The following is a 26740-nucleotide window of genomic DNA, read 5'->3' on the forward strand; positions in this document are numbered from 1 at the left end:
CGTCTACAGTCGCTTCGCGGTCACAAACTCGGCGAACGCAGCCTTGTCGTCTGCCATCGGCACATCGACCCAGCGGCCCGCCCGGTGCATCGCGTCCAGCGCGCTTTGGCCCGCGGCTCGCCAACCGTGGTTGTTGAGCCAGTCGGCAACGATCGCCCGGTTCTCGTCGTGGTAGGTCAGCTCAAGCACGTCCACGGCCTGCTCGAAGCCCAACGCGTCGGCGACCTCCTTGAATCGCTCGCGCATCTGGTCTCGCCGCTCGTCGCTGTGCCGAGGCGAGGTTTCGGCCGCAAGCCGGCTGCCCGCGGGGCTGAGCTCACCGATCTCGGCGAAAAGCTTGTCCTGCGCTTCAGCGGGCAGGTACATCAACAGCCCCTCGGCCAACCAGGCGGTCCGTGCCATCGGGTCAAAGCCCGCGGCACACAGAGCGGCGGGCCAGTCCCGGCGCAAGTCGATGGGCACCGGGCGGCATTGGGCCGTGGGCGCCACCCCGTTTTCCGCCAGCATCGTGGACTTGTATGCCAGCACCTTGGGCTGATCGATCTCGTACACGGTGGTCCCGGTCGGCCAATCCAGGCGGTAGGCACGGGAATCCAGTCCCGACGCCAGGATCACGACCTGCCGGATTCCGTCGGCAACGGCGTCGTTGCAGTACGCGTCGAAGAACGTTGTCCGCACCGCGTGATAGCTCGGCATGTGCGCGACGGTCGCCGCGATCTCGGCGTCGATCGCTTCGATCTTGGCCACCATCGACGGGTCGAGCATCGCTACCCATAACAGGTTCGCGTCGGCGTTGGCGACGAGCAATTTGGCGTACGGGTCGCGGACCAACGGCTCGGGCCGGTCGGTTTCGACAGCGCGGGCCGCAGCGACCATCACCGCGGTACTCCCGACACCGGTCTTGATGTCCCAGGTGTCGTCATGGGTGCGCATCGTGCTCATGTCGGTCATCTTTCGTTGCATTGCGCGAAGCTGCACATAGCGGCGCTATGAGAGCCCTGAACGCCGCAAACGGTAGCCCGACACGATCACTGGTGTCGCCCCTGCTGCCTGGCTTCTTGACCCCCTGCTACCCGGTACGCAGCGGGTAGCAGGGCAGCTTGTTCATTCCCAGATCAAGACGTTGGGGAGGGAAGGGTCGACACGCCGCAGCATCGTATAGCCGACGCCGGCAATCCCGCGGAAAAGACCAAGATTGAAGCGGCTGATTCCGCCGTTCCATCGGTAGCTGCCGGTTGACCTCGCGGTTTGTGCAACCGCTAGCAGCCGCTGGGTGGCCGTGTCGCGCAGATCAGGCCGGCTGAGCACGTCGGCGGCTTCCCACAAGAATTCGATGCTGCCGAGCGTCCCGCAGCACAGCGTGTCGGTCGATCCCGGCCATTCCCGCTCTACCCCCTCGAGCGCGCGGCGGATGTCGGTCACGATGGGCTCGCCACGCAGCGCCGTCTGCTTTGTCATCGCCACCCTGGCCAGGCCGATGCCCGGTGCGCCACGACACCAGTTACCGGACCATGTGGCGGCGGAGCCGCTAGATGTGTCGGGCCAATTGCTGCGCTCGGCATCAAAGGTCGCGTTCTCAAAGGCAATGCATTCCTCGGCAGCGCTTGCGAACTCGTCACTTCCGGTCGCCGAGGCCAATGCCGCCAGTGCGTAGGCGAAGCCGGCCGCTCCGCGCGGTAAGCCGTTGAGCGGGCCGCCGGAACCGGGCGCGGGCCAGCTGCGGCGGCCGACGGGGCCAACGCGGTGTTCGGCCAGCAGATGCCTGCCGCAATTGGTTGCGCGCTCAAGTGCATCGCTGGAACCGGTCTGGCGATACAGCCGAAGCAGGCCCAAGACGGCGCCCGCGCTGCCGGCCAGAACGTCGAGCTGTCGATCCGCCGAAATGACGTCGGGGGCAATCAACTTCGCCGCCCGGTGAGCGTCCGACAGCACATCGTCGTGATCGAGCAGCGCGGAGATCACCGCGAGGCTGTAGACGATCGATCCGAGACCGAGCCCACCGCCCAGACCGAGCAAGCGTGCGATCTGTGCGGGATTGCGGCCGCGTAGGGTTTCGCGGAGCCGGGCCAGGGCGGCCATGGCGAGGTTCCGCGATGATGTGCTGTTCGCAACGGCAGCATGCGCGGCGAGAAACAGTGCGATGCCGCCTGTGCCGTTGTAGAGGTCGTCGCCGAGCGCAATCAGTTGTGAGATCTCGGAGTCGCCGAGCCAGTCGAGGCCGATCCAGGCCGCGCCTGGACCCTCAAAATGGGCGTGGCTGAATAGCGTTCGGGCGACCGTGTCGGCCTCCGCCGCAAATACTTTGTGGCTGGGCTCACCCGTCGTGACGAAGCCGTGCAGCCGGTCGGGCTCTGCGTCACGCGGTTTTTGTCTTAGGCTGCCGGTGCTCTGTCGAATCACCTCGACCTGCCACGCGATTTCCTCACTGTCGAGGTCGCGGACACGGGCGCGCGCGCGGTCGAGGCCCGGCGTCCCCCGTACCGGGATTGAAGTTCCGGCCGCGTCGCGGATTTCATGACCGTCGCTGGTCATCATGAAATGCGGCACGTTCAACTCGGCGACGGCCGCCCGTTCGAGTCGTTGCAGCGGCCACATGGGATCGTGGTCGTGCTGCCAATCCGCAAGTCGGGTGGCGAAGTCGGCCTGAGCAGACCAGATGACGCCGTCGTCCATCGTGCGGTGATCTTTGAGACGCTCCAGCAGCATGTAGTAGAACCTGGTCGGCCGGGCGACTTTGCGGATCGTCAATCCGGCGAAGCCGTCGAAAAGATCGTCTGGGCGCTGCCGGTGGAGGAACATCGCGTAGTCGTTGAAACCCGAGATGAAGTCGTCGAGGTAATCGCCGAGCCGGGCATGGCGCCCCTCAACATGCGGCAAGTTCGAAATCGTGCCACTGTCAGCAACTTTCGTCGGCCGCATCGTGTCGGAATTGATGTCGGTCCACGTCAGCTTGACGCGCGGAGCGGGGTTTGAGGTCACTCCGCCGATCGAAAAGACTGTGTTGGAATGCTTGCCATAGACGGGAAGCATTCCGATCTCCTGGACCGAGTTGCTGAGCTTTTCTGTCGCGGCCTGGTATGCGCGTCCCGCGCCGTCGTCAGGGTCCAGGCCACCGGGTGCATCAGCCGCCTGAAGGATCATCTCGAGATCGATCGGTACGGGGTGCTCACCGTGGGCGATGATGTTTTCTTGATGCATGTCGACGCCGACGAAGCAGTGGAAGAGCGCCAACCACCCCCCGGCACGACGAAAATACCTCCGAAAGCGTTGCGGGTCGTGGCAACTCGTGTGATCGATAAATTCGGTCCAGCCGTAGCCGGCGCACGCTAGCAGGCGCGGCACCTTCAGGTCGATCGGGGCGTTGTGGTTCAGTCGCTGGATGAGCTCGTACCACGCTCGGTCAACGGTGAGATCCTTCGGTTTGTACACGACTCGCGAACCGTCGTCGAAGCGAATGGTCCGGACACTGCGGCCGAAGTTGTGCGGATCAGAAAGGCCACCATCGATACTGGCTATTTCGCCGCACGTGTCGACTCCGAACAAGTCGTGACGAATCGCGGGTAAGTCGGCGTCAAGCCGTCTGATCAGCTCGGCTGACGCGTCGATCCACTGCCGGGTGAGCGTGGCCAGCAGCCGCAGCAGGACGGGCTTCTCGTCGAACAGGCGACGCATTCCTCCCGCATTCATCTCGGAAACGAAATCCTGGTAGCGGGCCGTCGAACGGCTGTGCGCCCCGTCGGCGTGAACGCTCAGGTCTGCGTCGTCCTTTCGGGCCTCGGCGAAGCGCTCGTACATCGCGGGGGCCGCGAGGTCGGATAGATCGACGACGAGTGCCCGGCGCAGGCTTGCGCGCGCCCGCTCACCCACGGCGGGGTCGACGCGACCGCCGACATCCGACCAAAGACGTGCTTCCGCGTCGCGCACCACCGGTTCCAGCAAATCTTCGAACGCACAAGACTCTGCCTGGGACGCAGGGGGTTTCGATGCTGTCCTGGCGGAATTCTGCGACGCTTCGCAGATCCAGACCGCGTCGTCGATCCACGTCGGTGCCGGTCGGGAAGCGTTGCGGCGGATGGTGGCGAACCTTGCCAACACGCCGTCGATCGATAGTCCGTCTCGTCCTAGCCGGCGAGCGAACAACGACCAGTCGCCGCTGGCCGAGGACCGGCACCATGCGGCGAGACGACGGGCGGCCAACTCGCTGTCGCTCTTTTGGCCGGGCAATGGTTCGAACGCGTCGGACAGCAGCTCGTCGATGGTCGCAGCGCGAAAAATGAGGCGCTCGTAGAAAGCTTCCATCGCGATCTCCCGGATCACGCCGAACCGGCGGCTGCGGCCAGCAGCTGCGAACTACGGCAACAGTACCTAAGGTCTCGCGGTGACACTCGGAGTACGGAACTTATCCAGACCTCGAATATGCCCTGTCCCGACCGTGCGCACGCAACGGCCGAGTAGCTGTTCTGCCACACCGGTTTTCGGCAGCCGTCGATCACGAATCGCATTCCCCGCAAGGTCGGCAGTCCGGCGGGGAATGGGATTCGCCAAACAGGGGTGGACCCCAGTGAGGAGTCCGACGGCCTTGTCACTTACATGTCGGCGTCAGTATGGTGGCCACCATCCGGGTGGCCCCGGCACTTTCCAACGCTTCGTCGGAACAGTTGGGGGCGAGGATGTCCTCAATGCGGTCGAAGGTGATCAAGGTGCTCATCGCGGTCTCCTTTTGTTGAAAGCGTGGATTTTCCATAGCGGCTCCCGAGGAAGGCGCTATGTGAACCCTTGGATGCCATAACGGTAGCCAGACGTGAGCGCCGTTGTCCCCCCCGCTGCCCGGCTTTTCGCCCCCCTGCTGCCCGGTATTCGACCGGGGCGCCGCGGACATCAGCACACCGGCTAGACCCAGACGAAGCGGATGAAATCACATGCGGCGTAGCAGATCTCATCTGCCGTCGGCCGTCATCCTCACCTCTCGATGCAAACCCGAAGTCGACAGGGCTCGGGCACGGGCCGCCACCCCAGCGCCAACGAGGCGCCGGGTTCCCGCTCAGCCTGCTCGCCGACCGGCTGCACCCGGCAATGGCGAAATAACGTGGCCAGCACGACCCTCATCTCGTATTGAGCGAATGCCGCACCGAGACAACGGCGAACGCCGCCACCGAACGGGATCCAGGTATACGTCCCGGCTCGTTGCTCGAGGAACCGGGCAGGCCGGAAGTGCTGCGGATCGGGGTAGATGTCCGGGCGCCGGTGCATGAGATAGATCGAAGGCACCACCGTCACCCCGGCCGGCAACGGGACACCGCCAATTTCCATCGGTGCCTTCAGAAGCCGCGGGACCAGCGAGAAAACCGGCCGCAAGCGCAATGTCTCCATCACGATGGCATCGAGGAACTCGTACCCGCCCGCATGCACCTCGTCAACAAGTCGCGACTGCACGTCGGGGTCACCGACCACCCACTCCACCGCCGACGCGAGCGCGCTGGCCGTGGATTCGTGACCGGCCAACAGCAGCGTCATCAATTCGTCGCGGATCTCGACATCGCTCAACGGCCGGCCATCCGCGTGGCGGGCCCTCAGCAGCATGGACAACACGTCGGCACGTTCGTCCAGGTCATCTGTTCGACGTCGGTCGTCGATCTCGGCGTAGAGCAAGCGGTCGACGTCGCGAAACAGCTTGCGTGTCAGCGCTGCCCTGACGCGCTGGGGGCTCAGAACCAACAACAGAAGCCGCCCGGGACTGCCCGTTGTCGTGGTCAGCATGCGCACGAGTTCCATCCGCAGCTGGTCAAGGCGCCCGCCCTCGGACAGCCCGAACACCGCGCGCAGGATGACTTCGAGCGTCAATGCCTGCATCCGGGTACGCACCAGCACCGGCTCGCCACGCGGCCAGCGGGCGATCTCATTTTCGGCGATCGCGGTCATCGTGTCCGCGTAGGACTGCAAGTGGTTGCCGCGAAACGGCGGCACGAGTAGCTGGCGCTGTTCTTTATGCGCCTCACCGTCGAGCAGGAGCACCGAATTCGCGCCGACTACGGGCAACAAGATGCGATTCGCCTCCCCACCCCGCAGCAGCTCCGGGGGCCCCGTAAAGACTTCTTTGACCGCATCAGGATGGGACACCATCACCCAGGTCCCCTCACCGGCCAGCCTGAGGGTAAACGTGTCGCCGAAGCGAGCGGCCGAACGCTCCATGAACCTCCAGGGGTTGGTCATCCACGCAGCGGTCTGGACGCTGACCGGGAGTCGGGGGCCAGGTGGCAGCGCGCCGATTGCCAAGCGATCGCCTCCAACTCGGACATTTTGAAAGCGGGTGTGGGTCGGAGCTTGAGTAACGTCCGGCAGGTGAGTCATTGGGCTAAAGCCGCCGATCCAGGAATTCGCACGCCAGCAACGCGGTCGGAGGTAACTGTGCTCATGCCAAGCTCCTTTTCGTTGAATCGGCGAAGTGGTCGGCAGCGGGCACAACGCTAGCCCGCCACGAACACTGTTGTCCTCCCTGCTGTCCGGTATTCGGCAGCTACCGACAGCCGCCGCGGAAGGCCAACTCCGCAGTCTCACCTCGTCAGATCGGTCCGCATCGCCGGTCGGCTGTCCACCGGCAATGACGAGCCCCCCTCCCACTGAGTAGAGTTCCTACAGCATGAAGCAATTCATCGTGGCGGGACTGGCCACCGTGCTGTCGGCCGGCGCGCTGATCGCCGCCGCACCCGCGGCCAACGCCGGCTGCCAGTTGGGCGGCGCCGTCATCAGCAAATGCGATGGTCCGGTCCAGGTCGACGGAACCTGGCAGCGGTGCGTCGTCTTTCCGCCAACACCCGGGCGCGACGGCACTCCGGTTTACGTCACCAATACCAACTGCCAGACGTTGGGTCCCGACCAGCATCCGTCGGGCGCTGCCTTTGCGGACCCCCCAACGCACATCGACGACTGACGCGGCTTACGGCCAGGCGGATGCGTTGCCCTTGTAGTTCCCGTTGAGCGCTGTGCAGAAGTCGGAATTCGTGCCGGCGAGCAGCACGATGAAGTCGCCGCCCTTGTCGTTGAATGTCTGTGGCGGATAAGCCCATCCGCTGTTGCACATTTGCGTCGGACTGCCCAGCGAAGGCCTGCGCCAGTTGGACATCTCGCACGCCTTCATCGCGGCGCCGTCCGGATAGGCGCTCTTGGCGATGACGAGCATCGCACCGCCCCACTTGCCGTCGTTGCGGCGGTAGCCACGCGCCCCGAATCCGGCATTGTCCTTCTGGCAGCCCAGCGCGCGCTGCAGCGCCATGAACGGCAGGGCGAGGTCGCGATCGCCGATACCGGCTGCGGCAGCGATGAATTGAGCCGCGTCCGGGCCGTCGACCTCTTGAACGTTGGGATCCTTGAGGCTCTTGAGTTGCTGCGACATCTGCGAGGCGTTGCCCCCGCCGCCGATGATCGGCCCGCCGTTGGTCGCCGTCATCGGGGGCAGCGTGCCGGTGGGATCGGCGACGGCACTGGGCATCGCCAACGCTCCCAGGGCCAGCGTGCCCGCAGCGATCGCTCGAATGCGCATGGCTGGAACTCCTTATCTCGCCGGCGGCATCGGTGGAGCGGCGTTCGGAGCCATCACCGCGCCGATCTTGCGGAACAGTATGTCGGCCTGATTACTGTAGTTGCCCTGGTCGTCGAAGGCCTCCGGGGCGTAGGTGACCGCGACGGCGATCGCGATCTTCTGCGCCGGCAGGTAGGCCTCGACGCCCGCGCACCCGGAGAACAACGGATTCTGCATCAGCCAGTCGCCGGAGATGATGATGCCCAGCCCGTAGGTGTAGCCCTCGTTCTGGTCGAAGCAGGTCGGGCAGCCCGGCTGGGCGTGGGTCTTGCCGCGCAGCGCGGTCGACACCATCTTGCGGTACGAGTCGCCCGAGAGCAGCTTGCCGGAGCCGATCCCGACGGCGGTGGCTTCCATGTCGCCGATGGTGGTGGTCTGAATGGCGCCGTGGGTAATGGTCCAGGACGGATTCCAGTACGTGGACTCCTCGTAAAACGGTGTCCCCGCAGGGATTTTGAGTGCCTGGCGCCGCTCGGAGGTGAACGTGTGCAAGACCGGCCAGGGAATTTCGGCGGTATCGGAGTTCGCGGTGTGCTTCAAGCCGAGCGGCCCCAGCACCTCGTTGGCCAGCAGCGTCGGCATGTCCTGACCGGTGGCCTTCTCCAGCGCCAGCCCGAGCAGCACGTAATTCGTGTGCGCGTAATTCCAGTTGGTCCCGGGCTCGTAGAGCAGTGGCCGCCCGGAGATCTGGGCGAGCAGATCTTGAGTTGTCCACTGCTGGAACGGGTTTGCGTAGGATTCGTTGGCGAACTGGTCGTTGCCGAGGACGTAATCGGGGTAGCCGGACGTCATCTGCGCCAGCTGCCCCAACGTGACGCGCCCGGCGTCGGGGAAGTCGGGCAGCCATTTCGACAACCGGTCATCCAGGCTCAGCTTCTTCTGGTCGACCAGCCTCAGCAGCAGCGTCGCCACATACGAGATCGCGACGGCGCCGTTGCGGAAGTGCATGTCGGTGGTGGCCGGCACCCCCGTCATCGAGTCGCCGACGGCCCGGGTGAGGACCTCCTTGCCGTCCACCGTGACGCGTACGATCGCGGCCTTCAGGTGCGCCTGCGTCACGAAGTTGTGTACCAATCGCAGCACGGCATCGGCCTTGGCCTGGTCGGCGGATTCCGCCTGCGTGGGCGCCGGTGACGGCGTAGGTCCACAGCCCGCCACGAGCAAGCAAGCGACGACCAGAGACGCGATGCGACGTGAAGCCATCAGCGGAAGGCGTCGCTACCGGTGAATGCCTGGCCCAGCACCAACTGATGCATCTCGGGGGTGCCCTCGTAGGTCAGCACCGACTCCAGGTTGACCATGTGCCGGATGACCGGGAATTCCAGCGATATTCCGTTGCCGCCCAATATGGTTCGAGCGGTGCGGCAGATCTTGAGCGCCTCGCGGGTGTTGTTCAGCTTGCCGAAGCTGACCTGCTCGGGGCGCAGCCCGACGCTGTCCTTGAGGCGGCCCAGGTGCAGCGAGAGCAGCTGTCCCTTGTGCAATTCGACGGCCATGTCGACGAGTTTGGCCTGGGTCAGCTGGAATCCCGCGATCGGCCGGCCGAACTGCGTGCGCTGCGTGGCGTATTCGAGCGCGGCCTGCCACGCCGTGCGCGCCGCTCCCATCGATCCCCAGACGATGCCGTAACGCGCCTCGGACAGGCAGGACAGCGGCCCGCGCAGCCCCTGGGCGTCGGGCAGCATCGCGTCGGCGGGCAGCCGCACGTCGTCGAGCACCAGCTCGCTGGTGATCGAGGCGCGCAGCGACAGCTTGTGGTGAATCGTGTTGGCGGTGAAGCCCGGGGTGCGGGTCGGGACTAGGAAACCCCGAATTCCGCGGCCTCCTTCGTCCTCGGTGTCGGCCCACACCACCGCGACGTCGGCGACCGAACCGTTGGTGATCCACATCTTGCGGCCGTTGAGAACCCAGTCCGAACCATCCCGTCGCGCATGGGTTTTCATCGCCGCCGGATCGGATCCGGCATCGGGTTCGGTGAGCCCGAAGCAGCCGAGCAGCTCACCGGCGGCCATGCCGGGCAGCCACTGCTGCTTTTGCTCCTCGGAGCCGAAGTTCCAGATCGCGAACATCGCCAGCGATCCCTGCACCGAGACCATCGACCGCACCCCGGAGTCGGCGGCCTCCAGCTCGGTACACGCCAGGCCGTAGTGCACCGACGAGGACCCGCCGCATCCGTAGCCCTCCAGGTGCATGCCGAGCAGCCCGAGCTCGCCGAACTGCTTGCCCAGTTGGCGCACCGGCAGGTCACCGATCTCGAACCACTCGGCGACGTAGGGGATGACGTGCTCGGCGCAGAATTTTCTGACCGTGTCGCGCACCGCGATCTCATCGCTGGACAGCGACGCGTCCAGGCCAAGGGGGTCGTCCCGGTTGAACGCCGGAGGCTTGTGTGTGCTCATGCAAGCCAGCCTGCCACCGCGCCCAACGCGAAGAACAGTGTCCGGCCCAGCCCGGTAGTCTCGCTCTATGCAGCGGCTGGGATGGCTCGGCGTCGATGTGTTGTGCGTCCTGGTGTTCTGCGCCGTGGGACGCCGCAGTCACGACGAGGGGCTCGATCTCGCCGGCATCGCGACGACGGCCTGGCCGTTTCTGACCGGGACCGTGATCGGATGGCTGGTGTCCCGCGGGTGGCAGCGGCCCACCGCCGTGGCCCCCACCGGCGTGGTGATCTGGCTGTGCACCGTGGTGATCGGCATGGTGTTGCGCAAGGTCGGCTCCGCGGGCGTGGCCGCGAGTTTTGTCGTGGTCGCGGCGTCGGTGACCGCGCTGTTGTTGCTCGGTTGGCGAGCGGCCGTCGGGCTAGCGTTGCGGCGCCGCTCCGGCGTCTGATGGCACGGACCGACGACGACACGTGGGGTCCCGACAGCGGCGTCGGAATGACCGCGACGTTCGGCGCGGTCGCCCGCGCACTGGCGACCGGTAAGGGTCTGGTCAGCGATCCTTTCGCCGAGCCGCTGGTGCGCGCCGCGGGCGTGCCGTACTTCACCCGGATGGTCGACGACGAGCGGTACACCGACGGCGGCGACAACGCGATCGTGACCGGGCTCGTCACGCTGCTCGGGGCGCACACCCGGTTCCTGGACGAATTCCTCGCCGACGCCGGGCGGGCGGGCATTCGCCAAGTCGTGATCGTCGGCTCCGGCCTGGACACCCGTCCGTATCGGCTGTGGTGGCCGCCCGGCACCACGGTGTACGAGATCGATCAGCCCGATGTCATCGACTTCAAGACCGCCGTGTTGCGTCGCCTGGGCGCCGAGCTGACCGCGCACCGCCGCGCGGTCGGAGTCGATCTGCGGCGCGACTGGTTGACGGCACTGCACCGGTCGGGCTTTGATGCCGCCCAGCCGACGGTGTGGATCGCCGAGACGGTCCTGATCGGGTTCCTGCCCCCCGACGGCCAGAGCCGGCTGCTCGCCGATGTCTCGGCGGTCAGCGCGCCGGGCAGCCGGTTCGCCGGCGATCACATGCCGACCTGGTCCGCATTCCAGCTGGAGGCCGCCCAGACATTCGTCGACACCTGGCGGCAATTCGGTCTCGACGTCGATCTGGCCGGACTGACCTACCCGGGCGAATATCGCGCCGTCCCGCCGTATCTTGCCGAGCATGGCTGGCAGCCGGTCGAGCGAAACGTCACCGATTTGTTCAGCGCGATCGGAATGAGCAACCGTTGGCGCGGCACCCCCGATGACGACGCGATTACGCCCCGCTATGTCACCGCAACGCGAGCGGCCGGGCCCGCGGTGACACCGGGCCGGAATGCATCCGCCTGATAGGCGTTAGAGGTGAGGTGATGTCCAAGACCCGGCTCCGGTTCGTCCCCGCCGCGTTGGACGACGCGCTGGCGCAGCCGTTGCTGGCCGAGTTGGCCACCGAGTACGCGCAGCGCTACGACAGCACGGCGCCGACGGTGTTGGCGTGGCTCAAGGACAACCCCACCGACGAGTTCGCGCCACCGGACGGGGGCATGTTGATCGGCCTGCTGGATGGCCGCCCGGTGACCGGCGGCGGGTTTCGCCGCTTCGACGCCGAGACGGCCGAGCTGAAGAGAATTTGGACCGACAGCGGGCATCGCCGCCGCGGCTACGCGATGGCGCTGCTGGCCGAGCTGGAAGGCGAGATCGCGGTGCGCGGCTACCGGAGGGTCTATTTGATGACCGGCAACCGGCAGCCCGAGGCCGAGGAGTTGTACCGGGCCACCGGCTACACCCGGCTGGATGAGCCGTTGCCGTCCGAAGGTCCCGTCTTCCCGATCGCCTTCGAGAAGTGGCTCACATGAGCGGCCGGCTGCATCTGGCCGTCGCGCTGGACGGGTACGGCTGGGACCCGCAGGCGTGGCGGGCCACACTGGCGGCCGACCCGAACACGCCTTCGCCGCTCAGCGGCCGCTACTGGGCCGACCTGGCGGCCACCGCCGAACGCGGGCTGCTCGACTTCCTCACCATCGACGACACCCTGATGCCGCAGCCCGGGCGCCGCGAGCGGATCGATCCGCGACGGCTGGCCGGTCGCGGCGACGCCGCCCTGGTGGCCGCCCGCATCGCACCCGCGACGCGGCACATCGGGCTGGTTCCGGTGGCGACGGTGACCCATACCGAGCCGTTCCACATCTCCAAATCCATTGCCACGCTTGACTACGTCTCGCACGGCCGGGCGGGCTGGCAGCCTCGCGTCAGCTCGACCGCGCACGAGGCGGCGCTGTTCGGCCGCCGCGAGGCAGGCCTGGACGGGTTGTTCGAGGAGGCCGCCGATCACGTCGACGTGGTGCGCCGGCTCTGGGACAGCTGGGAGGACGACGCGATCATCCGCGACGTGGCCACCGGGCGCTACGTCGATATCGACAAGCTGCATTACATCGACTTCACCGGCAAATTCTTCTCGGTCAAGGGCCCGTCGATCACGCCTCGCCCGCCGCAGGGCCAGCCAGTGGTGGCGGTACTGGCCCACCGGCGACCGGTCTACGAATTCGCCGCTACCAGTGCTGATCTCGTGTTCATCACGCCTCACGACGAGGCCTCGCTGCGCGGCATCCTGGACGAGCTGGCCGCCGCCGGGGGCGGGCGGCTGAAGGTGTACGCCGACGTGGTGGTGTCGTTCGGGGGTGCAGGTGATCCCCGCTCCGATGCGCTCAACTTCACCGGAGCCGCAACCGAATTGGTGGACCTGCTGCTGGAATGGCAGCGCCTCGGGGTGGACGGGGCGCGGCTGCGACCCGCCGCCAACGCCACCGATCTGCCGGTGATCGTGGACGAGGTGGTTCCGCTGTTGCAGCGGGCCGGCCGCTTCCGTGCGGCCTACCAGGACGGCGAAACGCTACGGGCCCGGCTCGGTCTGCCGGTCGCGCCCAACCGATACGCGGCGGTCCGGCGATGAACGTTGCGCTCTCGGTCCTCGACCTCGCGCCGATCAGCGCGGGTAGTGATCCGGCGACGGCGCTGCGCAACACCATCGAACTGGCCCAACGTGCCGAAGACTGGGGCTTTCGCCGCTACTGGGTAGCCGAGCATCACTTCGTCGGCGTCGCCAGTGCCGCGCCGGCGGTGTTGATCGGACAAATCGCAGCTGCTACCGACAGAATTCGGGTTGGCGCCGCGGCCGTGCAATTGGGCTATACCACCGCTATCGCGGTCGTCGAGAGTTTCGGCATGCTGGAGGCCTTCTATCCCGGACGCATCGATCTCGGGATCGGCCGGTCCGGGCAGCGCCGCTTGGAAAGCCAGAAGCCGAAGAAACCGAAAGAGCCTCGGCCGCCGCGGGTGTGGCACGAGGTGGACGGCGTCGTCGTTCCGACCCCCTTCGACCTGCGCGGGCTGCTCGATCTCGAACAGCTGCAAGCCACCATGGGGATCCTGCAGCAGCCGGAGGCGGTATCCCCGGACTTCGCCGAACAGGTCGATGACATTCTCGCCCTGCTCGACGGCACGTATCACGTCGGCAAGTACGACGTGCATGCCGTGCCCGGCGAGCGAAGTGGCTTGCGGCCGTGGATCTTCGGCAGTACCCGGGGGCAAAGCGCACGGGTCGCCGGCGCCTTGGGGTTGCCGTTCGTCGCGAGTTATCACATCACGCCGGCCACCGCGCTCGAGGCCCTCGAGGCCTACCGCGAGACGTTCGTGCCGTCGGCGGCGTTGGCGAAGCCATACGTGGTGGTGTCGGCCGACATCGTCGTTGCCGACGACTCCGACACCGCCCATCACCTGGCCGACGGATACGGCCATTGGGTGTACTCGATCCGGAGCGGTGTGGGAGCCATGCCCTATCCCGAGCCCGGCAGTTGCCCACCGCTGACCGAACAGCAATACGACCTGGTAAAGGACAGATTGGCAACACAATTCGTCGGTAACCCGGACGAGGTTGCGCAGCGACTGGAGGCGCTCCAGCGGGTCACCGGCGCCGACGAACTCGTGATCACCTCGGTGACGCACCGGTTCGAGGACCGGCTGCGGTCGCACGAACTGATCGCCAAACGCTGGGGTCTGACGGAATGAATATCAGAAACGGCAAGCACCGCAAGCCGATTCATCTGGCGGCGCACTTCCCGGGCGTCAACAACACCACGGTGTGGACAGATCCCAGCGCGGGCAGCCAGATCGAGTTCGACTCGTTCGTCCATCTTGCCCGTACCGCCGAGCGGGGATTGTTCGACTTCTTCTTCCTCGCCGAAGGGCTGCGGCTGCGTGAACACCGCGGCCGGATCTACGATCTCGACGTCGTCGGACGGCCGGACACCTTCACGGTGCTGGCGGCCCTGGCGGGTGTCACCGACCGGATCGGGCTGACCGGAACGATCAACACGACTTTCAACGAACCATTCGAGGTGGCAAGGCAATTCGCCACCCTCGACCACCTGTCCGGCGGCCGCGCCGGCTGGAACATCGTCACCTCGTCGGATGCGTTCACCGGCGCCAACTTCCGTCGCGGCGGCTTCCTGAAGCACGCCGACCGGTACCGGCGGGCCGAGGAGTTCCTCATCACCGCACGGAAATTCTGGGACAGCTGGCAAGACGGCGCCGTGCTGGCCGACATCGACAGCGGCACCTACGTCGACCCCGACCGGATCCGCAGCATCGAACACCAGGGACCGGACTTCAACGTCCGGGGGTTCGCCACGCTGCCGGTCGGGCCGCAAGGCCATCCGATCCTGCTGCAGGCCGGCGACTCCGACGAGGGCAGGGCGTTCGGCGCCCGGTACGCCGACGCGTTGTTCACCTTGCACGGTTCGCTTCAGGACGGTCAGCGCTACTACGCCGACGTCAAGGGGCGGGCCGTGTCGTCGGGCCGAGACCCCGATCAGCTCAAGGTCTTTCCCGCCGCGACCTTCGTTCTCGGGGACACCGACGCCGAAGCCCAGGACAAGGCGCGTCACATCCGCTATCAGCAGGTCAGCGGTGCCACGGCGATCGCGATGCTCGAACAGGTATGGGGCCGTGAGCTTTCCGAGTACGACCCGGACGGTCCACTGCCCGAATTCGACCCGGTCGTCGACAGCGACATCACCCAGGGCCGGGTCCGCCACGTCGACCCGGTCGCGATTGCGGGCAAGTGGCGCGAACGCGCCGAAGCGGAGAAACTGTCGATCCGTGAGCTGATCATCGCGGTCACCACCCGGGAGCAATTCGTCGGCACCGCATCCCGGATCTCAGACGAGATCGACAGATACATCCAGGCCGACGCCTGCGACGGGTTCATCCTGGTGCCGCATCTGACGCCGCACGGCCTCGACGAATTCGTCGACCGGGTGGTGCCGCTGCTGCAGGAGCGGGGCGCGTTCCGCACCGAATACACCGGCGAGACGCTGCGAGATCACCTGGGGCTCAGCGAGTTCGCGGCGCGTACATGACGACGGCCACGCCCAGCAGGCAGATGAGCGCGCCGGTGACATCCCAGCGATCGGGGCGAAACCCGTCAAAACCCATGCCCCACAACAGCGAGCCGGCCACGAAGACGCCGCCGTAGGCGGCCAGGATGCGACCGAAGTGGGCCCCAGAACCAAGCGAGGGCTGCAAGGTGGCGACAAAGCCGTAGGCGCCCAGCGCGACGACGCCCCAGCCCACCCACATCCAGCCCCGGTGTTCGCGGATGCCCTGCCACACCAACCAGGCGCCGCCGATCTCGAACAGCGCCGCCAACGCGAACAACGCGATCGACTTGGCGATCGTCACAGCGCGCCGGCTTTTCGCAGTGCCGCATCGGTCGCCTCGCGGATCGGGCCGCGCCAGAGCGGGCCGTGACCCGGGGCCAGGACTTCGGTCTCCAACAAAGCCAGCGCCGAAAGGGTTCTGATGCAGTCTTGCTGGCTGTAGCTGAAGATCGCCGGCAGCAGTTGTGGCCCGTCGTGCCGGATCAACGGGTGCCCGGTGATCAGCGCATCGCCGCTGGCCAGCACGCCGTCGACCAAATAGGAGCAGTGTCCGTTCGTGTGGCCCGGGCTGAAAACGGGCCGCGGGTGGCCGGGCAGCGACGCGGCGATCTCGGGCGTCAGCGGCTGGGTGGTCGGAATCCCGTCGCGGATCAGACCGCCGCTGCGCACCACGTGGGCGGTCCACACCGCCCACGTCGGCCGCCAGATGCGCAGCGCGAGGTCGATGACCGAGACCTGTTCCAAGTACTCGCGCTTGGCGTGGCCGACCTCGTCGGCGTGGCAGTAGACGGGAGTGCCGTGCGCGCCGGCGAACCAGATCGCCGACCCGAGATGGTCGATGTGGGCGTGTGTCAGCAGGATCGCGCGCACGTCGCCGACGCCGTACCCGAGCGCCTTGAGGGAGGCCAGCACGGCCTCGCGGTCGCCCGGATAGCCGGCGTCGATCAGCAGCACCCCGGTGTCGTCGGCGACCAGCGTCCAGTTGACGGCCTCACCCTGGGCCAGGTGCACGGTGTCGGTGACTTGAACAAGTGTTGGCGCTGATGCCATGCCCAACACTGTAGGAGCGATCGCAAGCGCGGCGAAGCCGGGCGCAGCGGGTCGCGACCGGTCGGATAGGAGTAGAAATAACGGGTGGCCGAACTGAAACTTGGATACAAAGCGTCTGCTGAACAATTCGCACCGCGCGAGCTCGTCGAACTGGCTGTCGCCGCCGAGGCGCACGGCATGGACAGCGCCACCGTCAGCGATCACTTCCAGCCGTGGCGGCACAAGGGCGGGCACGCCCCGTTCTCGCTGGCCTGGATGACCGCGGTCGGCGAGCGGACCGAGCGCCTGGTGCTGGGCACCTCGGTGCTCACCCCGACCTTCCGGTACAACCCCGCCGTCATCGCCCAGGCCTTCGCCACGATGGGCTGCCTGTACCCGAACCGCATCTTCCTCGGCGTGGGCACCGGCGAGGCGCTGAACGAGATCGCCACCGGATACGAGGGCGAGTGGCCCGAGTTCAAGGAGCGCTACGCGCGGCTGCGCGAGTCGGTGCGGCTGATGCGCGAGCTGTGGCTCGGCGACCGCGTCGACTTCGAGGGCGAGTACTACAAGACCAAGGGCGCCTCGATCTACGACGTGCCCGAGGGCGGTATCCCGATCTACATCGCCGCGGGCGGACCGCAGGTGGCCAAGTACGCCGGGCGCGCCGGCGACGGGTTCATCTGCACCTCCGGCAAGGGCGAAGAGCTCTACAAGGACAAGCTGATCCCCGCGATGCGCGAGGGCGCCGAAGCCGCGGGCAAGAACGCCGACGACATCGACCGAATGATCGAGATCAAAATCTCCTACGACACCGATCCCGAACTGGCCCGGGAGAATACCCGGTTCTGGGCGCCGCTGTCGCTGACCGCCGAGCAGAAGCACAGCATCGACGACCCGATCGAGATGGAAAAGGCCGCCGACGCGCTGCCGATCGAGCAGATCACCAAGCGCTGGATCGTGGCGTCGGATCCCGACGAGGCCGTCGAAAAGGTCGGCCAATACGTCGAGTGGGGCCTCAACCACCTGGTGTTCCACGCGCCCGGCCACGACCAGCGCCGCTTCCTGGAGCTGTTCGAAAAGGACCTGGCGCCCAGGCTGCGGCGACTTGGCTGATACCTCTTCCGTTTCGAAAGCGATCTACATCGCGGCGCCCGAGCCGGAGACCGGCAAGTCGACGATCGCGCTGGGGCTGCTCAACCGACTGACGGCGACGGTCGCCAAAGTCGGTGTGTTCCGGCCGATCACGCGGCTTGACGGCGACGAGCGCGACTACATCCTGGAGTTGCTGCTGACCCGGACCACCGCGGCCCTGTCCTACGAGCAGTGCGTGGGCGTCACCTATCAGGACATCCACGCCGATACCGACGCCGCGATCGCCAGCATCGTCGACGCGTATCACGCGATGGCGCAATCCTGCGACGCGGTGGTGATCGTCGGCAGCGACTACACCGATGTCACCGGGCCCGCCGAACTCTCGGTCAACGCGCGCATCGCGGTCAATCTCGGTGCGCCGGTGCTGCTGGCGGTGCGAGCCAAGGATCGCACCCCCGATCAGGTCGCCGCGGTCGTCGAGGTGTGTCTGGCCGAGCTGGCCGCGCAGCGCGCCCACACCGCGGCGGTGGTCGCCAACCGGTGCGATCCGGCCGAAGTGGGTGCGGTTGCCGAAGCGCTGCATATGTTTACGCCACCGGGTTACGTGCTGCCCGACGAGCCGCTGCTGCTGGCGCCGACGGTGGCCGAATTGCAGACGGCCGTGCACGGGACGCTGGTCAGCGGCGACGCCGAACTGGTTCGGCGCGAGGCGATGGGCGTGCTGGTGGCGGGCATGACCGCGGACCATGTGCTGGAACGGTTGCGCGATGGCATGGCGGTGATCACCCCCGGCGACCGCTCGGACGTCGTGCTGGCTGTCGCGAGTGCGCATGCGGCCGAAGGGTTTCCGTCGCTGTGCTGCCTGATCCTCAACGGCGGCTTCGACCTGCATCCGTCCATCTCCGCACTGGTGTCCGGCCTGCGATTGCGGCTGCCGATCATCGCCACCACGCTGGGCACCTACGACACGGCCAGTGTGGTCGCCGCGGCCCGGGGGCGGGTCACGGCCGGCTCGCATCGCAAGATCGACACCGCGGTCGAGCTGGTGAACAGCCACATGGACGTCGCGGATCTGGTTGCACAGCTTGCCATTCCGATCCCCACGATCACCACCCCGCAGATGTTCACCCATCGGCTCACGCAGCAGGCCCGCGCCGACCGCAGGCACATCGTCCTGCCCGAAGGCAACGACGACCGCATCCTCCAGGCCGCCGGCCGGGTGCTGAAGCGTGGTATCGCCCATCTGACAATCCTCGGTGACGAAGCCCAAATTCGGTTACGTTCAGCAGAACTCGGCGTCGACCTGCACGACGCCACGGTTATCGATCCGCACAACGAAGAGCTGTGCGACCAGTTCGCGAAGCAGTACGCCGAATTGCGCAAGGCGAAGGGAATCACCGTCGAGCAGGCTCACGAGATCATGCACGACGTCTCGTATTTCGGCACGATGCTGGTGCACAACCGCATGGTGGACGGGATGGTGTCCGGTGCGGTTCACACGACTGCGCACACTGTCCGTCCGGCGTTCGAGATCATCAGGACGGTGCCGGACGTCTCGACGGTGTCCAGCATCTTCCTGATGTGCCTGCCCGATCGGGTGCTGGCCTATGGCGACTGCGCGATCGTTCCGGACCCGACGCCCGAACAGCTGGCCGACATCGCGATCAGCTCGGCGCGCACCGCCGCGCAGTTCGGCATCGAACCGAAGGTGGCCATGCTGTCGTACTCCACCGGCGATTCCGGAACCGGGGTTGACGTCGACAAGGTCAGGAAGGCAACGGAATTGGTGCGCGCCCGGGATCCGCAGTTGTTGGTCGAGGGGCCGATCCAATACGACGCCGCGATAGAACCCTCGGTGGCCGCCACCAAACTGCGCGACTCGCCGGTGGCCGGTCATGCCACCGTGTTGATCTTCCCCGACCTCAACACCGGCAACAACACCTACAAGGCGGTGCAGCGCAGCGCCGGGGCCATCGCGATCGGCCCGGTGCTGCAGGGCTTGCGCAAGCCGGTCAACGACTTGTCCCGCGGGGCGCTGGTCGAAGACATCGTGAACACGATCGCGATCACCGCAATCCAGGCCCAGGGCAACGGCCATGGCTGAACGCGTTGTGCTGGTCATCAACTCCGGTTCGTCGTCGCTGAAATTCCAGCTGGTGGAGCCCGATTCGGGCACGACTCGGGCGGGCGGGGTGATCGGGGAGATCGGCGAGCCCTCGGGGCGGGCCGCCGATCACGAGGAGGCGCTGCGCCTGGCGTTTCACCAGTTGGCCGAGGACGGTATCGACCTGAAGTCGAGCGGGCTGTTGGCGGTCGGACACCGCGTCGTGCACGGCGGCCGGGCCTTCTATCGCCCGACGTTGCTCGACGACGAGCGGATCGCCGACCTGGAGAAGCTGTCGGAGCTTGCCCCGCTGCACAATCCGCCCGCGGTGCAGGGCATCAAAGTGGCGCGCAAGCTGCTGCCCGAGGTCGCGCATATCGCCGTGTTCGACACGGCCTTCTTCCACCACCTGCCCGCCGCGGCCGCGACGTACGCGATGGATCGGGAGCTGGCCGAGCGATACCAGATCCGCCGCTACGGATTTCACGGCACGTCACATCGATACGTGAGCGAGCGGGCCGCCGAATTCCTGGACCGGCCGCTGGACAGCGTGAATCAAATCGTGCTGCACCTGGGCAATGGCGCGTCGGCCTCGGCGATCGCCGGCGGCCGGCCGGTCGACACGTCGATGGGCCTGACCCCGTTGGAGGGTCTGGTGATGGGCACCCGCAGCGGCGACATCGACCCCGGTGTCATCAGCTACCTGTGGCGCAGCGCGAAGATGGATGTCGAGGCGATCGAGTCGATGCTCAACAACCGGTCCGGGGTCTGGGGTCTGGCCGGTGAGCGTGACTTCCGCCGGCTGCACGCGATGATCGAATCAGGAGACGGCTCAGCGCAATTGGCGTACGACGTATTCATCCACCGGTTGCGCAAGTACATCGGCGCATACCTGGCCGTGCTCGGGCGCACCGACGTGCTGACTTTCACCGCGGGCATCGGCGAGAACGATGCGGCGGTGCGACGTGACGCGGTGGCCGGGCTGGAGGGGTTGGGCATCGTGCTCGACGACAGTCGAAATCAGGCCGTAGGGAAAGGCGTGCAACGGATTTCGGCCGATGACTCGCCGATCGCCGTGCTGGTGGCCCCGACCAACGAGGAACTCGCGATCGCCCGCGATTGCGCGGCCCTGCTGGGCGACTGACCCGTCGTCCCTAGGCGCCCTCCCCGTCACCCCTCTCGTCGAGCCTCTCGTCACCCCTCTCGTCGCCCTCCCCGTCACCCCTCCCCGTCACCCCTCTGGTCGAGTGTGTGCTGACGGCTTTCAGTGTGTGCCCACGGCGTCGTTCACCCGGCGTGTCGCCGCCCTGGACGCACACTTGAAACCGTGAACGCACACTCACCGCCCCTGTGTATAAATGAATATTCAGCCGAGCTGGTTATGCGATGGTTCCCGCCATGTGGGATTCGAGTCAACCATTCATCGGCAGTGAGGCATTGGCGTCTGGCACGCTCAGTCGGCATCAACTGCGGGCCCGTTATCGTGCGGTGCTTCCGAATGTCTACCTGCCCAAAGGTATCGAACCGTCACTGGAGCTGCGCGTCGTCGCGGCGTGGCTTTGGTCAAAGCGCCGGGGAATCGTGGCCGGAGCGGCCGCCGCCGCACTGCACGGCTCTCAATGGATTCCCGATGGCGTGCCTGTTGAGCTGATATACAGCAATCCCCGCACACCGTCTGGTGTGCTCACGCGGCGGGAAACATTGCTAGACAACGAGATACAGCTGATCGATCGCCTCAATGTGACTACACCAGAGCGAACAGCTTTCGACATCGGGCGGCGTGGCGCCATTCGCTCAGCGGTTGTTCGACTCGACGCACTCGCACGGGCAACTGGGTTGAAGGTCGATGATGCGCTTCGCGTCGCGAAAAATCATCCTCACTCGCCTGGACTGCGGCGACTGGAGACGGCGCTGGATCTGGTCGATGCTGGTGCGCAGTCGCCGCGGGAGAGCTACTTGCGGCTCCTACTGATCGATGCAGGCCTGCCGCGGCCGCAGACCCAGATACCGGTGCTCGGAGTCGACGGTATTCCCGTTGCTTACCTCGACCTTGGCTGGGAGGACTGCATGGTCGCGGTGGAGTACGACGGGGACCACCATCGGACCGATCGACGGCAATACGTGAAAGACATTCGTCGGCTGGAGACGCTTGAGCAGATGGGCTGGATCGTTGTCCGCATCGTGGCCGAGGACCGGCCCGCCGCGATTGTACGCCGTGTCCGCGAAGCCATCGGTGCTTCGACTGTGCGGCAACGGCTTTGAGTGTGCGCCCACGGGGGGCCTCGCCCGGCGTGTCGCGGCCCAGGGCGCACACTCAGAGCCGTGACGGCACACGCAACGTCCTGGGCGCACACGCAACGCCCAGGGCGCACACGCAACGCCCTGGGCGCACACGCAACGCCCGGGGCGCACACGCAACGCCCTGGTTACACACCCAACGAAAAGTTAAAACGTGCTGGTGGGGCGGACACGGTTGGCCATGTCGACGAGGGTGTAGCGGTGCCGCTGGGTGGGCGCGACGCGGGCCAGGCTGCGCAACGACGCCTCAACGCCCAGCCGCAGCCCGTGCTGGGTGAACGGGAAGCCGAGGATGTGGTTGGTGCTGGCGGTGTTGGTCTCCAGCCAGTCCATCGCCCCGCCGAGCACCAGCGCGCGGATCTGCAGCACACGAGGCTCGGTCGGCGGTAGCGCCTCGACTCGCCGGGCGGCGTCGCGGATCTGCTCCTCGGTGATCTCACTGGTCGACCGGCCGGACAGCAGGGTCACCGCACTGGTCAGCCGCGCGGTGGTGAAATGCCGTGAGGTGGCGGGCACTTCGTCGAGGGTGCGCACCGCGCCAATTCGATCCCCCTCGGCCGAAAGGGATCTCGCCAACCCGAAGGCCGCCGAGATCACGCCGTCGTTGGTGCGCCACACCGTCTTGTAGAACTTGTCCACGTCGACGTGGCCGGCGAGTTCACCGGTGGCGGCCAGCGCCAATTTCGGCGCCAGCTCGCCGGGGAAGGTATCGAGCACCTCGGTGAAATGCTTGATGGCGGAGTCGTAGTCGCCGGTGAGCAACTCGGCAACGGCCCGGAACCAGACCAGCCGCCAGCGCCAGCCCACCCGCTCGGCCAGGTCGTCGAGTTTGCGCGTCGCCTTGGCCACATCCCCGAGGTCCAGCAGCGCGCGGACCTCCATCAGCGGCAGCTCGACGGACTCCGACACGTCGATGCCCTCGGCGGCCAGTGAGCCGTGCCGGGCCGCGCGCAACGAGTCGAGGGTCTGCACCGGTTGCGAGAGCACGGTCGCCTGCAGCACCGGGGAGGCGACGTCGGTCGGATCGACCAACGGCACCGACAGTGCGGTCACGATCTCCCGGGCGGTCAGCTTCTCCGAATGCACCTGCCCGTCCAGATAGACGTCGGTGTGCGCCACCGACAGGTCGACGCCGAAGGTGGAGCGGCTCGGGCTGAACAGCGTCGACAACCCGGGCCGTGGCACTCCGGAGTCCTGGGCGACGACCTCGCGCAGCACGCCCGTCAACTGCGCGGAGATCTCCTCGGCCGAGCCGAACCGGCGCCGCGGGTCCGGGTCGATCGCGCGGCGCAGCAGCCGGCCGAACGAGTCGTAGGTGGACAGCACCGGATCGTCTTCGGGTAGCCCGTCCACGTAGCGGCCATTGCGGGTGCGCAGATTCAACGTGAGCGCGGCCAGCGTGCGTCCGACCGTGTAGATGTCGGTGGCGATCGTCGGGCCGGTACGCACGATCTCGGGCGCCTGATAGCCGGGTGTGCCGTAGAGGTAACCGAACGAGTTGACCCTTGACACCGCGCCCAGGTCGATCAGCTTCAGCTGCTCCTCGGTGAGCATGATGTTCTCCGGCTTGAGGTCGTTGTAGACCAGGCCGATCGAATGCAGATAGCTCAGCGCCGGCAGGATTTCCAGCAGATAGGCGATGGCCTCGGCGACCGGCAGCCGGGGGTCCTTCTTGCCCCGTTTCAGCGATTGCCCGCCGATGTACTCCATGACGATGTAGCCGACCGGGTCGCCGTGCCGGTCGGTGTGCTCGACGAAGTTGAAGATCTGCACGATCTGCGGGTGCACCACCTCGGCGAGGAACTGCCGCTCGGCCATCGCGATCGCCTGGGCCTCGGCGTCCCCGGAATGCACCAAGCCCTTGAGCACCACCGGGCGGTCGTTGACGTTGTGGTCGACCGCCAGGTACACCCAACCCAACCCGCCGTGCGCGATGCAGCCCTTTACCTCGTACTGGTTCGCGACGATGTCGCCCGGATTCAGTTGTGGCAGAAACGAATACGGACTTCCGCAGGACGGGCATTTGCCCTCCGACTCGCCCTTGCCCTCGGATGTGGAGCGCCCCACCGGCTTTCCGCAGTTCCAGCAGAACCGCTTGTGCTCCGGCACCACCGGGTTTGTCATCAGGGCTTCGAGCGGATCGATGTCGCGGATGCGGGGGATTTCGACCAGCCCACCACCGAGCTGCCGGGTCGGCGGTAGCACCCGGGTCGCGACCGTCATCCGGTCTTGCGGTTCGGTATCTACGCCGCCCAGCGTGAGGTGCGGCAGGTCGTCGTCATCGTCGTCCCACTCGGGACGGAAGAGTGCCTGGGTGGCATGCGCGCGACCGGTCGTCGCACCGGTCTGTGCGTCCGGTGGCTGGGTGCCGGGGTCGGTGTCCTCGGCGTCGGCGTCGTGTTCGGCCTCGGTCATCAGTCGACATACTTCGGTACGGGCGGGGCGGGCGCCGGGCCGAGGACGGTCAACCACTTGCGGTACAAGGTGTTCCAGGTGCCGTCTCGGCGGATGCGTTCCAGCGTGCCGTTGACGAACCGCACCAGTCCGGTGTTGTCCAGGTTGATTCCGATGCCGTAGGGCTGGGTCGCCATGTTCGGGCCGACGATGTGCAGATACGGGTCTTCCTCGACCAGCCCGGCCAGGATCGAGTCGTCGGTGGACACGGCGTCGATCTCCCGCTGTTGCATGGCCACCAGGCAGTCCGCCCAGTTCACCACCGAGACGACCACCGGGGGCGGGTCGATCTGTCGGATGCGGTGCAACGACGTCGTACCCCGGGCCACGCAGACGCGCTTGCCGGACAGGTCGCCGACCTTGGCGATCGCAGAGTCGCGCGGGGCCAGGATCCGCTGATTGGCGTCGAGGTAGACGGTGGAGAAGTTCACCTGCTTGCGACGGTCGCAGGTGATGGTCATCGTCTTGACGACGATGTCGACCTCGGAGTGCTGCAGCGCGGTGATGCGTTCGTCGGACGACAGGATCCGGTACTCGACGTGGGACGGGGCGCCGAAGATATCGCGCGCGATCTCACCGGCGATGTCGACGTCGAAGCCGGTGATCTCGCCGGTGATCGGGTCGCGGAAGCTGAACAGGTTGCTGCCGATGTCGAGCCCGACGATCAGCCTGCCGCGGGCCCGGATCGAGGCCACCGCGGCATCGGCCTCGGGCTTGGTGGCGAACGGGCGCAGGCTGGCGGTGGCGTTGCAATCCTGGGTGGCGTCGTCCGGCGGCAGCGGTGGTTCGGCCGTCAGCTGTTCCATGCCGACCGGGGTGGGCGGCGGCAACGTCGGCGCGGTGGCGACGGTCAGTGTTTCCGTGTGCCCGCAACCCGCCAGCACGATCGCCGCGCCGAACACGGCGGCAGCCCGGCGGATCCTGGGCGCGCGGCGCATTATCGATACTCTTTCAGCCGTGGCCACAGGCCCAGGGCGACCGCGATCGCGGCACCCAGACTCAGCACCACACCGCCGACCTGGGCGCCGGACAGCCCGCTGCGCGCATTGATCACGTCGTTGCGCAGATGCGCCCGGCACTGGGTCATGGCCTTGCCCAACTGATCCTCGAGCTTGTCGAACGCGGGGGTGGAGTCGTCCTCGGCGCTGCCCAGCGCGATCTGCGTGGCGGCGCGATAGTTACCGACCGAGATGTAGGAGTTGATGCGGTCGTTGGCCTGCCGCCAGCGCACCAGCAACTGATCGGCGCCCTGCAGGTCGGGTTTGTCGACGGCATCGCTGCGGGCCATGTACTGGTCGATCTGGGAATGCATGAAGTCGATGCGCTGATAGAACGACTGTTTGCGGGCCTGCTCGTCGCCGCGCCGAATCAGCGACAGTGTCTCGTCAGCGCGGGCCTGCTGCGCGGTGATCGCCACGTTCGTCACGGTCTTGAGCGACTCGGCCGCCGTGTCCTTGGCGCTACGGCTGGCGGCCGTCGAAATTGTCAGCGCAGTTCCGACCCACACCACCATGACGAGGATACCGAGCCCGCCCACCACCAGCCCCGGGTTGATCCGGCGCCGGGTGCGCCGGGCCAGCCAGCGATGCGAGAACAGCCCGAACACCACCGTGGTGGCAATGACGAGGACCACCGGAGCCGGGAAGTGCGTGGACGCGGTGGTCTCTGCATCCACCCGTTCTGACGTCGCCTGATAGAGCTGCGCCGCGTCGGGCAGGATCGTCGACTGCATCAGACCCGAGGCTTCCGACAGGTACGACGAACCGACCGGGTTGCCCTCCCGGTTGTTGGTCCGCGCTATTTCGATCAGACCCGTATAGACGGCCAGCTCGGCGTTGATCTTGCCGAGTAGCTGCACCAGCGGTTCATCGGTCAGGCCGCTCGAGGCGCGGGTCACGGCGACCGCCGCGTCGGTGATGGCCTGCTCGTATCGCAACCGCACCGGCCACGGCTCGGCCTGGGCGATGAACGCGGTGGCCGCCGCGGCGTCGGCGACCGACAGCGTCGTGTACAGCCGTCCGGCCGCGAACGCCAACGGCTCGGTGTGGTTGAGCACGGTCGACAGCACTTGCTGGCGGTGGTTGATCGTCGTCGAGGTGGCGAACGCGCTGGACACCCCGAGCGCCGCCAGGACGATGCCGATCGTCAGGATGCGGCCGGGGGTCGTCGAGATGAACCACCAACGGGGGTGGGCCGGTTCGCCCGGCGACCGTGACCCCAGCGGTTCGGTCGACGGGTGCGCCAGCTCAACCGTCACGTGTTTTCCGACCTCAACTTTCGGTCACTGGACTGCGCTGCTCGTAGGTGTATAAGCGAATTCTAAGAG

Annotated in this window: 23 protein-coding genes; 11 read left to right on the plus strand and 12 right to left on the minus strand. The window is 66.7% G+C overall.

Annotation, left to right across the window (positions count from 1 at the left end; all coding sequences use genetic code 11):
- Nucleotides 1–3: 3 nt before the first annotated feature.
- The 4 genes from BN973_RS05080 to BN973_RS05090 form a co-directional block, all read right to left on the minus strand.
- Nucleotides 4–933: a class I SAM-dependent methyltransferase gene (locus BN973_RS05080; RefSeq protein ID WP_139830175.1), complete on the minus strand. Its 930-nt coding sequence runs from the start codon at nucleotides 931–933 to the stop codon at nucleotides 4–6.
- A gap of 171 nt (nucleotides 934–1104) precedes the next feature.
- Nucleotides 1105–4299: a type 2 lanthipeptide synthetase LanM family protein gene (locus BN973_RS05085; RefSeq protein ID WP_139830162.1), complete on the minus strand. Its 3195-nt coding sequence runs from the start codon at nucleotides 4297–4299 to the stop codon at nucleotides 1105–1107.
- Nucleotides 4300–4582: 283 nt separating this feature from the next.
- Nucleotides 4583–4708: a hypothetical protein gene (locus tag BN973_RS31985; RefSeq protein ID WP_269147635.1), complete on the minus strand. Its 126-nt coding sequence runs from the start codon at nucleotides 4706–4708 to the stop codon at nucleotides 4583–4585.
- Between the two features lie 251 nt (nucleotides 4709–4959).
- Nucleotides 4960–6273: a cytochrome P450 gene (locus BN973_RS05090; RefSeq protein ID WP_269147636.1), complete on the minus strand. Its 1314-nt coding sequence runs from the start codon at nucleotides 6271–6273 to the stop codon at nucleotides 4960–4962.
- A 364-nt stretch (nucleotides 6274–6637) separates the two neighbouring features.
- On the opposite strand from BN973_RS05090, the gene BN973_RS05095 reads away from it, so the two are divergent.
- Entirely contained in the window at nucleotides 6638–6928 is a 291-nt protein-coding gene (locus tag BN973_RS05095; protein WP_036466378.1) for a CDGP domain-containing protein, read from the plus strand.
- Between the two features lie 6 nt (nucleotides 6929–6934).
- Here BN973_RS05095 and BN973_RS05100 read toward each other — a convergent pair whose 3' ends face one another.
- From BN973_RS05100 to BN973_RS05110, 3 genes are read right to left on the minus strand one after another with little or no spacing between them, the layout of a single operon-like run.
- A complete protein-coding gene (locus BN973_RS05100; protein ID WP_036466380.1) occupies nucleotides 6935–7537 on the minus strand; it encodes a hypothetical protein in 603 nt (200 codons plus the stop codon).
- Nucleotides 7538–7549: 12 nt separating this feature from the next.
- On the minus strand, nucleotides 7550–8779 hold the full coding sequence (locus BN973_RS05105; RefSeq protein ID WP_036466381.1) for a serine hydrolase domain-containing protein: 1230 nt from the start codon (nucleotides 8777–8779) through the stop codon (nucleotides 7550–7552).
- On the minus strand, nucleotides 8779–9975 hold the full coding sequence (locus tag BN973_RS05110) for an acyl-CoA dehydrogenase (protein WP_036466383.1): 1197 nt from the start codon (nucleotides 9973–9975) through the stop codon (nucleotides 8779–8781). The genes BN973_RS05105 and BN973_RS05110 overlap by 1 nt, the downstream gene beginning before the upstream one ends.
- Nucleotides 9976–10042: 67 nt before the next feature.
- Between BN973_RS05110 and BN973_RS05115 the strand changes: the two genes are divergently transcribed.
- Genes BN973_RS05115 through BN973_RS05140 form a run of 6 tightly spaced genes read left to right on the plus strand, consistent with a single transcriptional unit; the run spans nucleotide 10043 to nucleotide 15413 of the window.
- The gene (locus tag BN973_RS05115; protein WP_036466385.1) at nucleotides 10043–10405 is read left to right on the plus strand and encodes a DUF3054 domain-containing protein; all 363 of its coding nucleotides are present in this window, start codon (nucleotides 10043–10045) and stop codon (nucleotides 10403–10405) included.
- Complete coding sequence (locus tag BN973_RS05120; protein WP_051641125.1) at nucleotides 10405–11346, plus strand: SAM-dependent methyltransferase; 942 nt, start codon at nucleotides 10405–10407, stop codon at nucleotides 11344–11346. Before BN973_RS05115 ends, BN973_RS05120 begins: the two co-directional genes overlap by 1 nt.
- 20 nt (nucleotides 11347–11366) lie before the next feature.
- A complete protein-coding gene (locus BN973_RS05125) occupies nucleotides 11367–11852 on the plus strand; it encodes a GNAT family N-acetyltransferase (protein WP_036466386.1) in 486 nt (161 codons plus the stop codon).
- Complete coding sequence (locus tag BN973_RS05130; RefSeq protein WP_036466388.1) at nucleotides 11849–12946, plus strand: LLM class flavin-dependent oxidoreductase; 1098 nt, start codon at nucleotides 11849–11851, stop codon at nucleotides 12944–12946. The genes BN973_RS05125 and BN973_RS05130 overlap by 4 nt, the downstream gene beginning before the upstream one ends.
- Nucleotides 12943–14061, plus strand: coding sequence for an LLM class flavin-dependent oxidoreductase (locus BN973_RS05135; protein ID WP_036466389.1), 1119 nt, complete (start codon nucleotides 12943–12945; stop codon nucleotides 14059–14061). The genes BN973_RS05130 and BN973_RS05135 overlap by 4 nt, the downstream gene beginning before the upstream one ends.
- The gene (locus BN973_RS05140; RefSeq protein ID WP_036466391.1) at nucleotides 14058–15413 is read left to right on the plus strand and encodes an NtaA/DmoA family FMN-dependent monooxygenase; all 1356 of its coding nucleotides are present in this window, start codon (nucleotides 14058–14060) and stop codon (nucleotides 15411–15413) included. The genes BN973_RS05135 and BN973_RS05140 overlap by 4 nt, the downstream gene beginning before the upstream one ends.
- Here the strand turns inward: BN973_RS05140 and BN973_RS05145 are convergent.
- Nucleotides 15388–15735 carry a YnfA family protein gene (locus BN973_RS05145; protein ID WP_036466392.1) on the minus strand — a complete coding sequence of 116 codons (348 nt, stop codon included), beginning with the start codon at nucleotides 15733–15735 and terminating at the stop codon, nucleotides 15388–15390. The genes BN973_RS05140 and BN973_RS05145 overlap by 26 nt on opposite strands.
- Complete coding sequence (locus BN973_RS05150; protein WP_036466393.1) at nucleotides 15732–16484, minus strand: MBL fold metallo-hydrolase; 753 nt, start codon at nucleotides 16482–16484, stop codon at nucleotides 15732–15734. The genes BN973_RS05145 and BN973_RS05150 overlap by 4 nt, the downstream gene beginning before the upstream one ends.
- Nucleotides 16485–16568: 84 nt before the next feature.
- Between BN973_RS05150 and fgd the strand changes: the two genes are divergently transcribed.
- From fgd to BN973_RS05170, 4 genes are all read left to right on the plus strand, one after another.
- Entirely contained in the window at nucleotides 16569–17579 is a 1011-nt protein-coding gene (gene fgd / locus BN973_RS05155; RefSeq protein ID WP_036466394.1) for a glucose-6-phosphate dehydrogenase (coenzyme-F420), read from the plus strand.
- A complete protein-coding gene (gene pta, locus BN973_RS05160; RefSeq protein ID WP_036466396.1) occupies nucleotides 17572–19662 on the plus strand; it encodes a phosphate acetyltransferase in 2091 nt (696 codons plus the stop codon). The genes fgd and pta overlap by 8 nt, the downstream gene beginning before the upstream one ends.
- Entirely contained in the window at nucleotides 19655–20806 is a 1152-nt protein-coding gene (locus tag BN973_RS05165) for an acetate kinase (protein ID WP_036466397.1), read from the plus strand. The genes pta and BN973_RS05165 overlap by 8 nt, the downstream gene beginning before the upstream one ends.
- Nucleotides 20807–21060: 254 nt before the next feature.
- Complete coding sequence (locus tag BN973_RS05170; protein ID WP_036472060.1) at nucleotides 21061–21924, plus strand: hypothetical protein; 864 nt, start codon at nucleotides 21061–21063, stop codon at nucleotides 21922–21924.
- Nucleotides 21925–22107: 183 nt separating this feature from the next.
- Here the strand turns inward: BN973_RS05170 and BN973_RS05175 are convergent, their stop codons facing one another.
- Genes BN973_RS05175 through glnX form a run of 3 tightly spaced genes read right to left on the minus strand, consistent with a single transcriptional unit; the run spans nucleotide 22108 to nucleotide 26671 of the window.
- Nucleotides 22108–24375 (minus strand): serine/threonine-protein kinase PknG, encoded by a 2268-nt coding sequence (locus BN973_RS05175; protein ID WP_036466398.1) that lies wholly within the window; start codon nucleotides 24373–24375, stop codon nucleotides 22108–22110.
- Nucleotides 24375–25355, minus strand: coding sequence for a glutamate ABC transporter substrate-binding protein (locus tag BN973_RS05180; protein WP_407067565.1), 981 nt, complete (start codon nucleotides 25353–25355; stop codon nucleotides 24375–24377). Before BN973_RS05180 ends, BN973_RS05175 begins: the two co-directional genes overlap by 1 nt.
- The gene (glnX, locus tag BN973_RS05185; protein ID WP_036466403.1) at nucleotides 25352–26671 is read right to left on the minus strand and encodes a protein kinase G-activating protein GlnX; all 1320 of its coding nucleotides are present in this window, start codon (nucleotides 26669–26671) and stop codon (nucleotides 25352–25354) included. Before glnX ends, BN973_RS05180 begins: the two co-directional genes overlap by 4 nt.
- Nucleotides 26672–26740: the final 69 nt, after the last annotated feature.

The sequence above is a fragment of the Mycobacterium triplex genome, from assembly GCF_000689255.1.
Taxonomy (GTDB): domain Bacteria; phylum Actinomycetota; class Actinomycetes; order Mycobacteriales; family Mycobacteriaceae; genus Mycobacterium; species Mycobacterium triplex.

Bases quoted from the DNA above. Each gene is read 5' to 3' on its own strand.
- BN973_RS05080 (WP_139830175.1), bottom strand. From the start codon at position 933: ATGCGCACCCATGACGACACCTGGGACATCAAGACCGGTGTCGGGAGT.
- BN973_RS05085 (WP_139830162.1), bottom strand. From the start codon at position 4,299: ATGGAAGCTTTCTACGAGCGCCTCATTTTTCGCGCTGCGACCATCGAC.
- BN973_RS31985 (WP_269147635.1), bottom strand. From the start codon at position 4,708: ATGAGCACCTTGATCACCTTCGACCGCATTGAGGACATCCTCGCCCCC.
- BN973_RS05095 (WP_036466378.1), top strand. From the start codon at position 6,638: ATGAAGCAATTCATCGTGGCGGGACTGGCCACCGTGCTGTCGGCCGGC.
- BN973_RS05100 (WP_036466380.1), bottom strand. From the start codon at position 7,537: ATGCGCATTCGAGCGATCGCTGCGGGCACGCTGGCCCTGGGAGCGTTG.
- BN973_RS05105 (WP_036466381.1), bottom strand. From the start codon at position 8,779: ATGGCTTCACGTCGCATCGCGTCTCTGGTCGTCGCTTGCTTGCTCGTG.
- BN973_RS05110 (WP_036466383.1), bottom strand. From the start codon at position 9,975: ATGAGCACACACAAGCCTCCGGCGTTCAACCGGGACGACCCCCTTGGC.
- BN973_RS05115 (WP_036466385.1), top strand. From the start codon at position 10,043: ATGCAGCGGCTGGGATGGCTCGGCGTCGATGTGTTGTGCGTCCTGGTG.
- BN973_RS05120 (WP_051641125.1), top strand. From the start codon at position 10,405: ATGGCACGGACCGACGACGACACGTGGGGTCCCGACAGCGGCGTCGGA.
- BN973_RS05125 (WP_036466386.1), top strand. From the start codon at position 11,367: ATGTCCAAGACCCGGCTCCGGTTCGTCCCCGCCGCGTTGGACGACGCG.
- BN973_RS05130 (WP_036466388.1), top strand. From the start codon at position 11,849: ATGAGCGGCCGGCTGCATCTGGCCGTCGCGCTGGACGGGTACGGCTGG.
- BN973_RS05135 (WP_036466389.1), top strand. From the start codon at position 12,943: ATGAACGTTGCGCTCTCGGTCCTCGACCTCGCGCCGATCAGCGCGGGT.
- BN973_RS05140 (WP_036466391.1), top strand. From the start codon at position 14,058: ATGAATATCAGAAACGGCAAGCACCGCAAGCCGATTCATCTGGCGGCG.
- BN973_RS05150 (WP_036466393.1), bottom strand. From the start codon at position 16,484: ATGGCATCAGCGCCAACACTTGTTCAAGTCACCGACACCGTGCACCTG.
- BN973_RS05165 (WP_036466397.1), top strand. From the start codon at position 19,655: ATGGCTGAACGCGTTGTGCTGGTCATCAACTCCGGTTCGTCGTCGCTG.
- BN973_RS05170 (WP_036472060.1), top strand. From the start codon at position 21,061: ATGTGGGATTCGAGTCAACCATTCATCGGCAGTGAGGCATTGGCGTCT.
- BN973_RS05175 (WP_036466398.1), bottom strand. From the start codon at position 24,375: ATGACCGAGGCCGAACACGACGCCGACGCCGAGGACACCGACCCCGGC.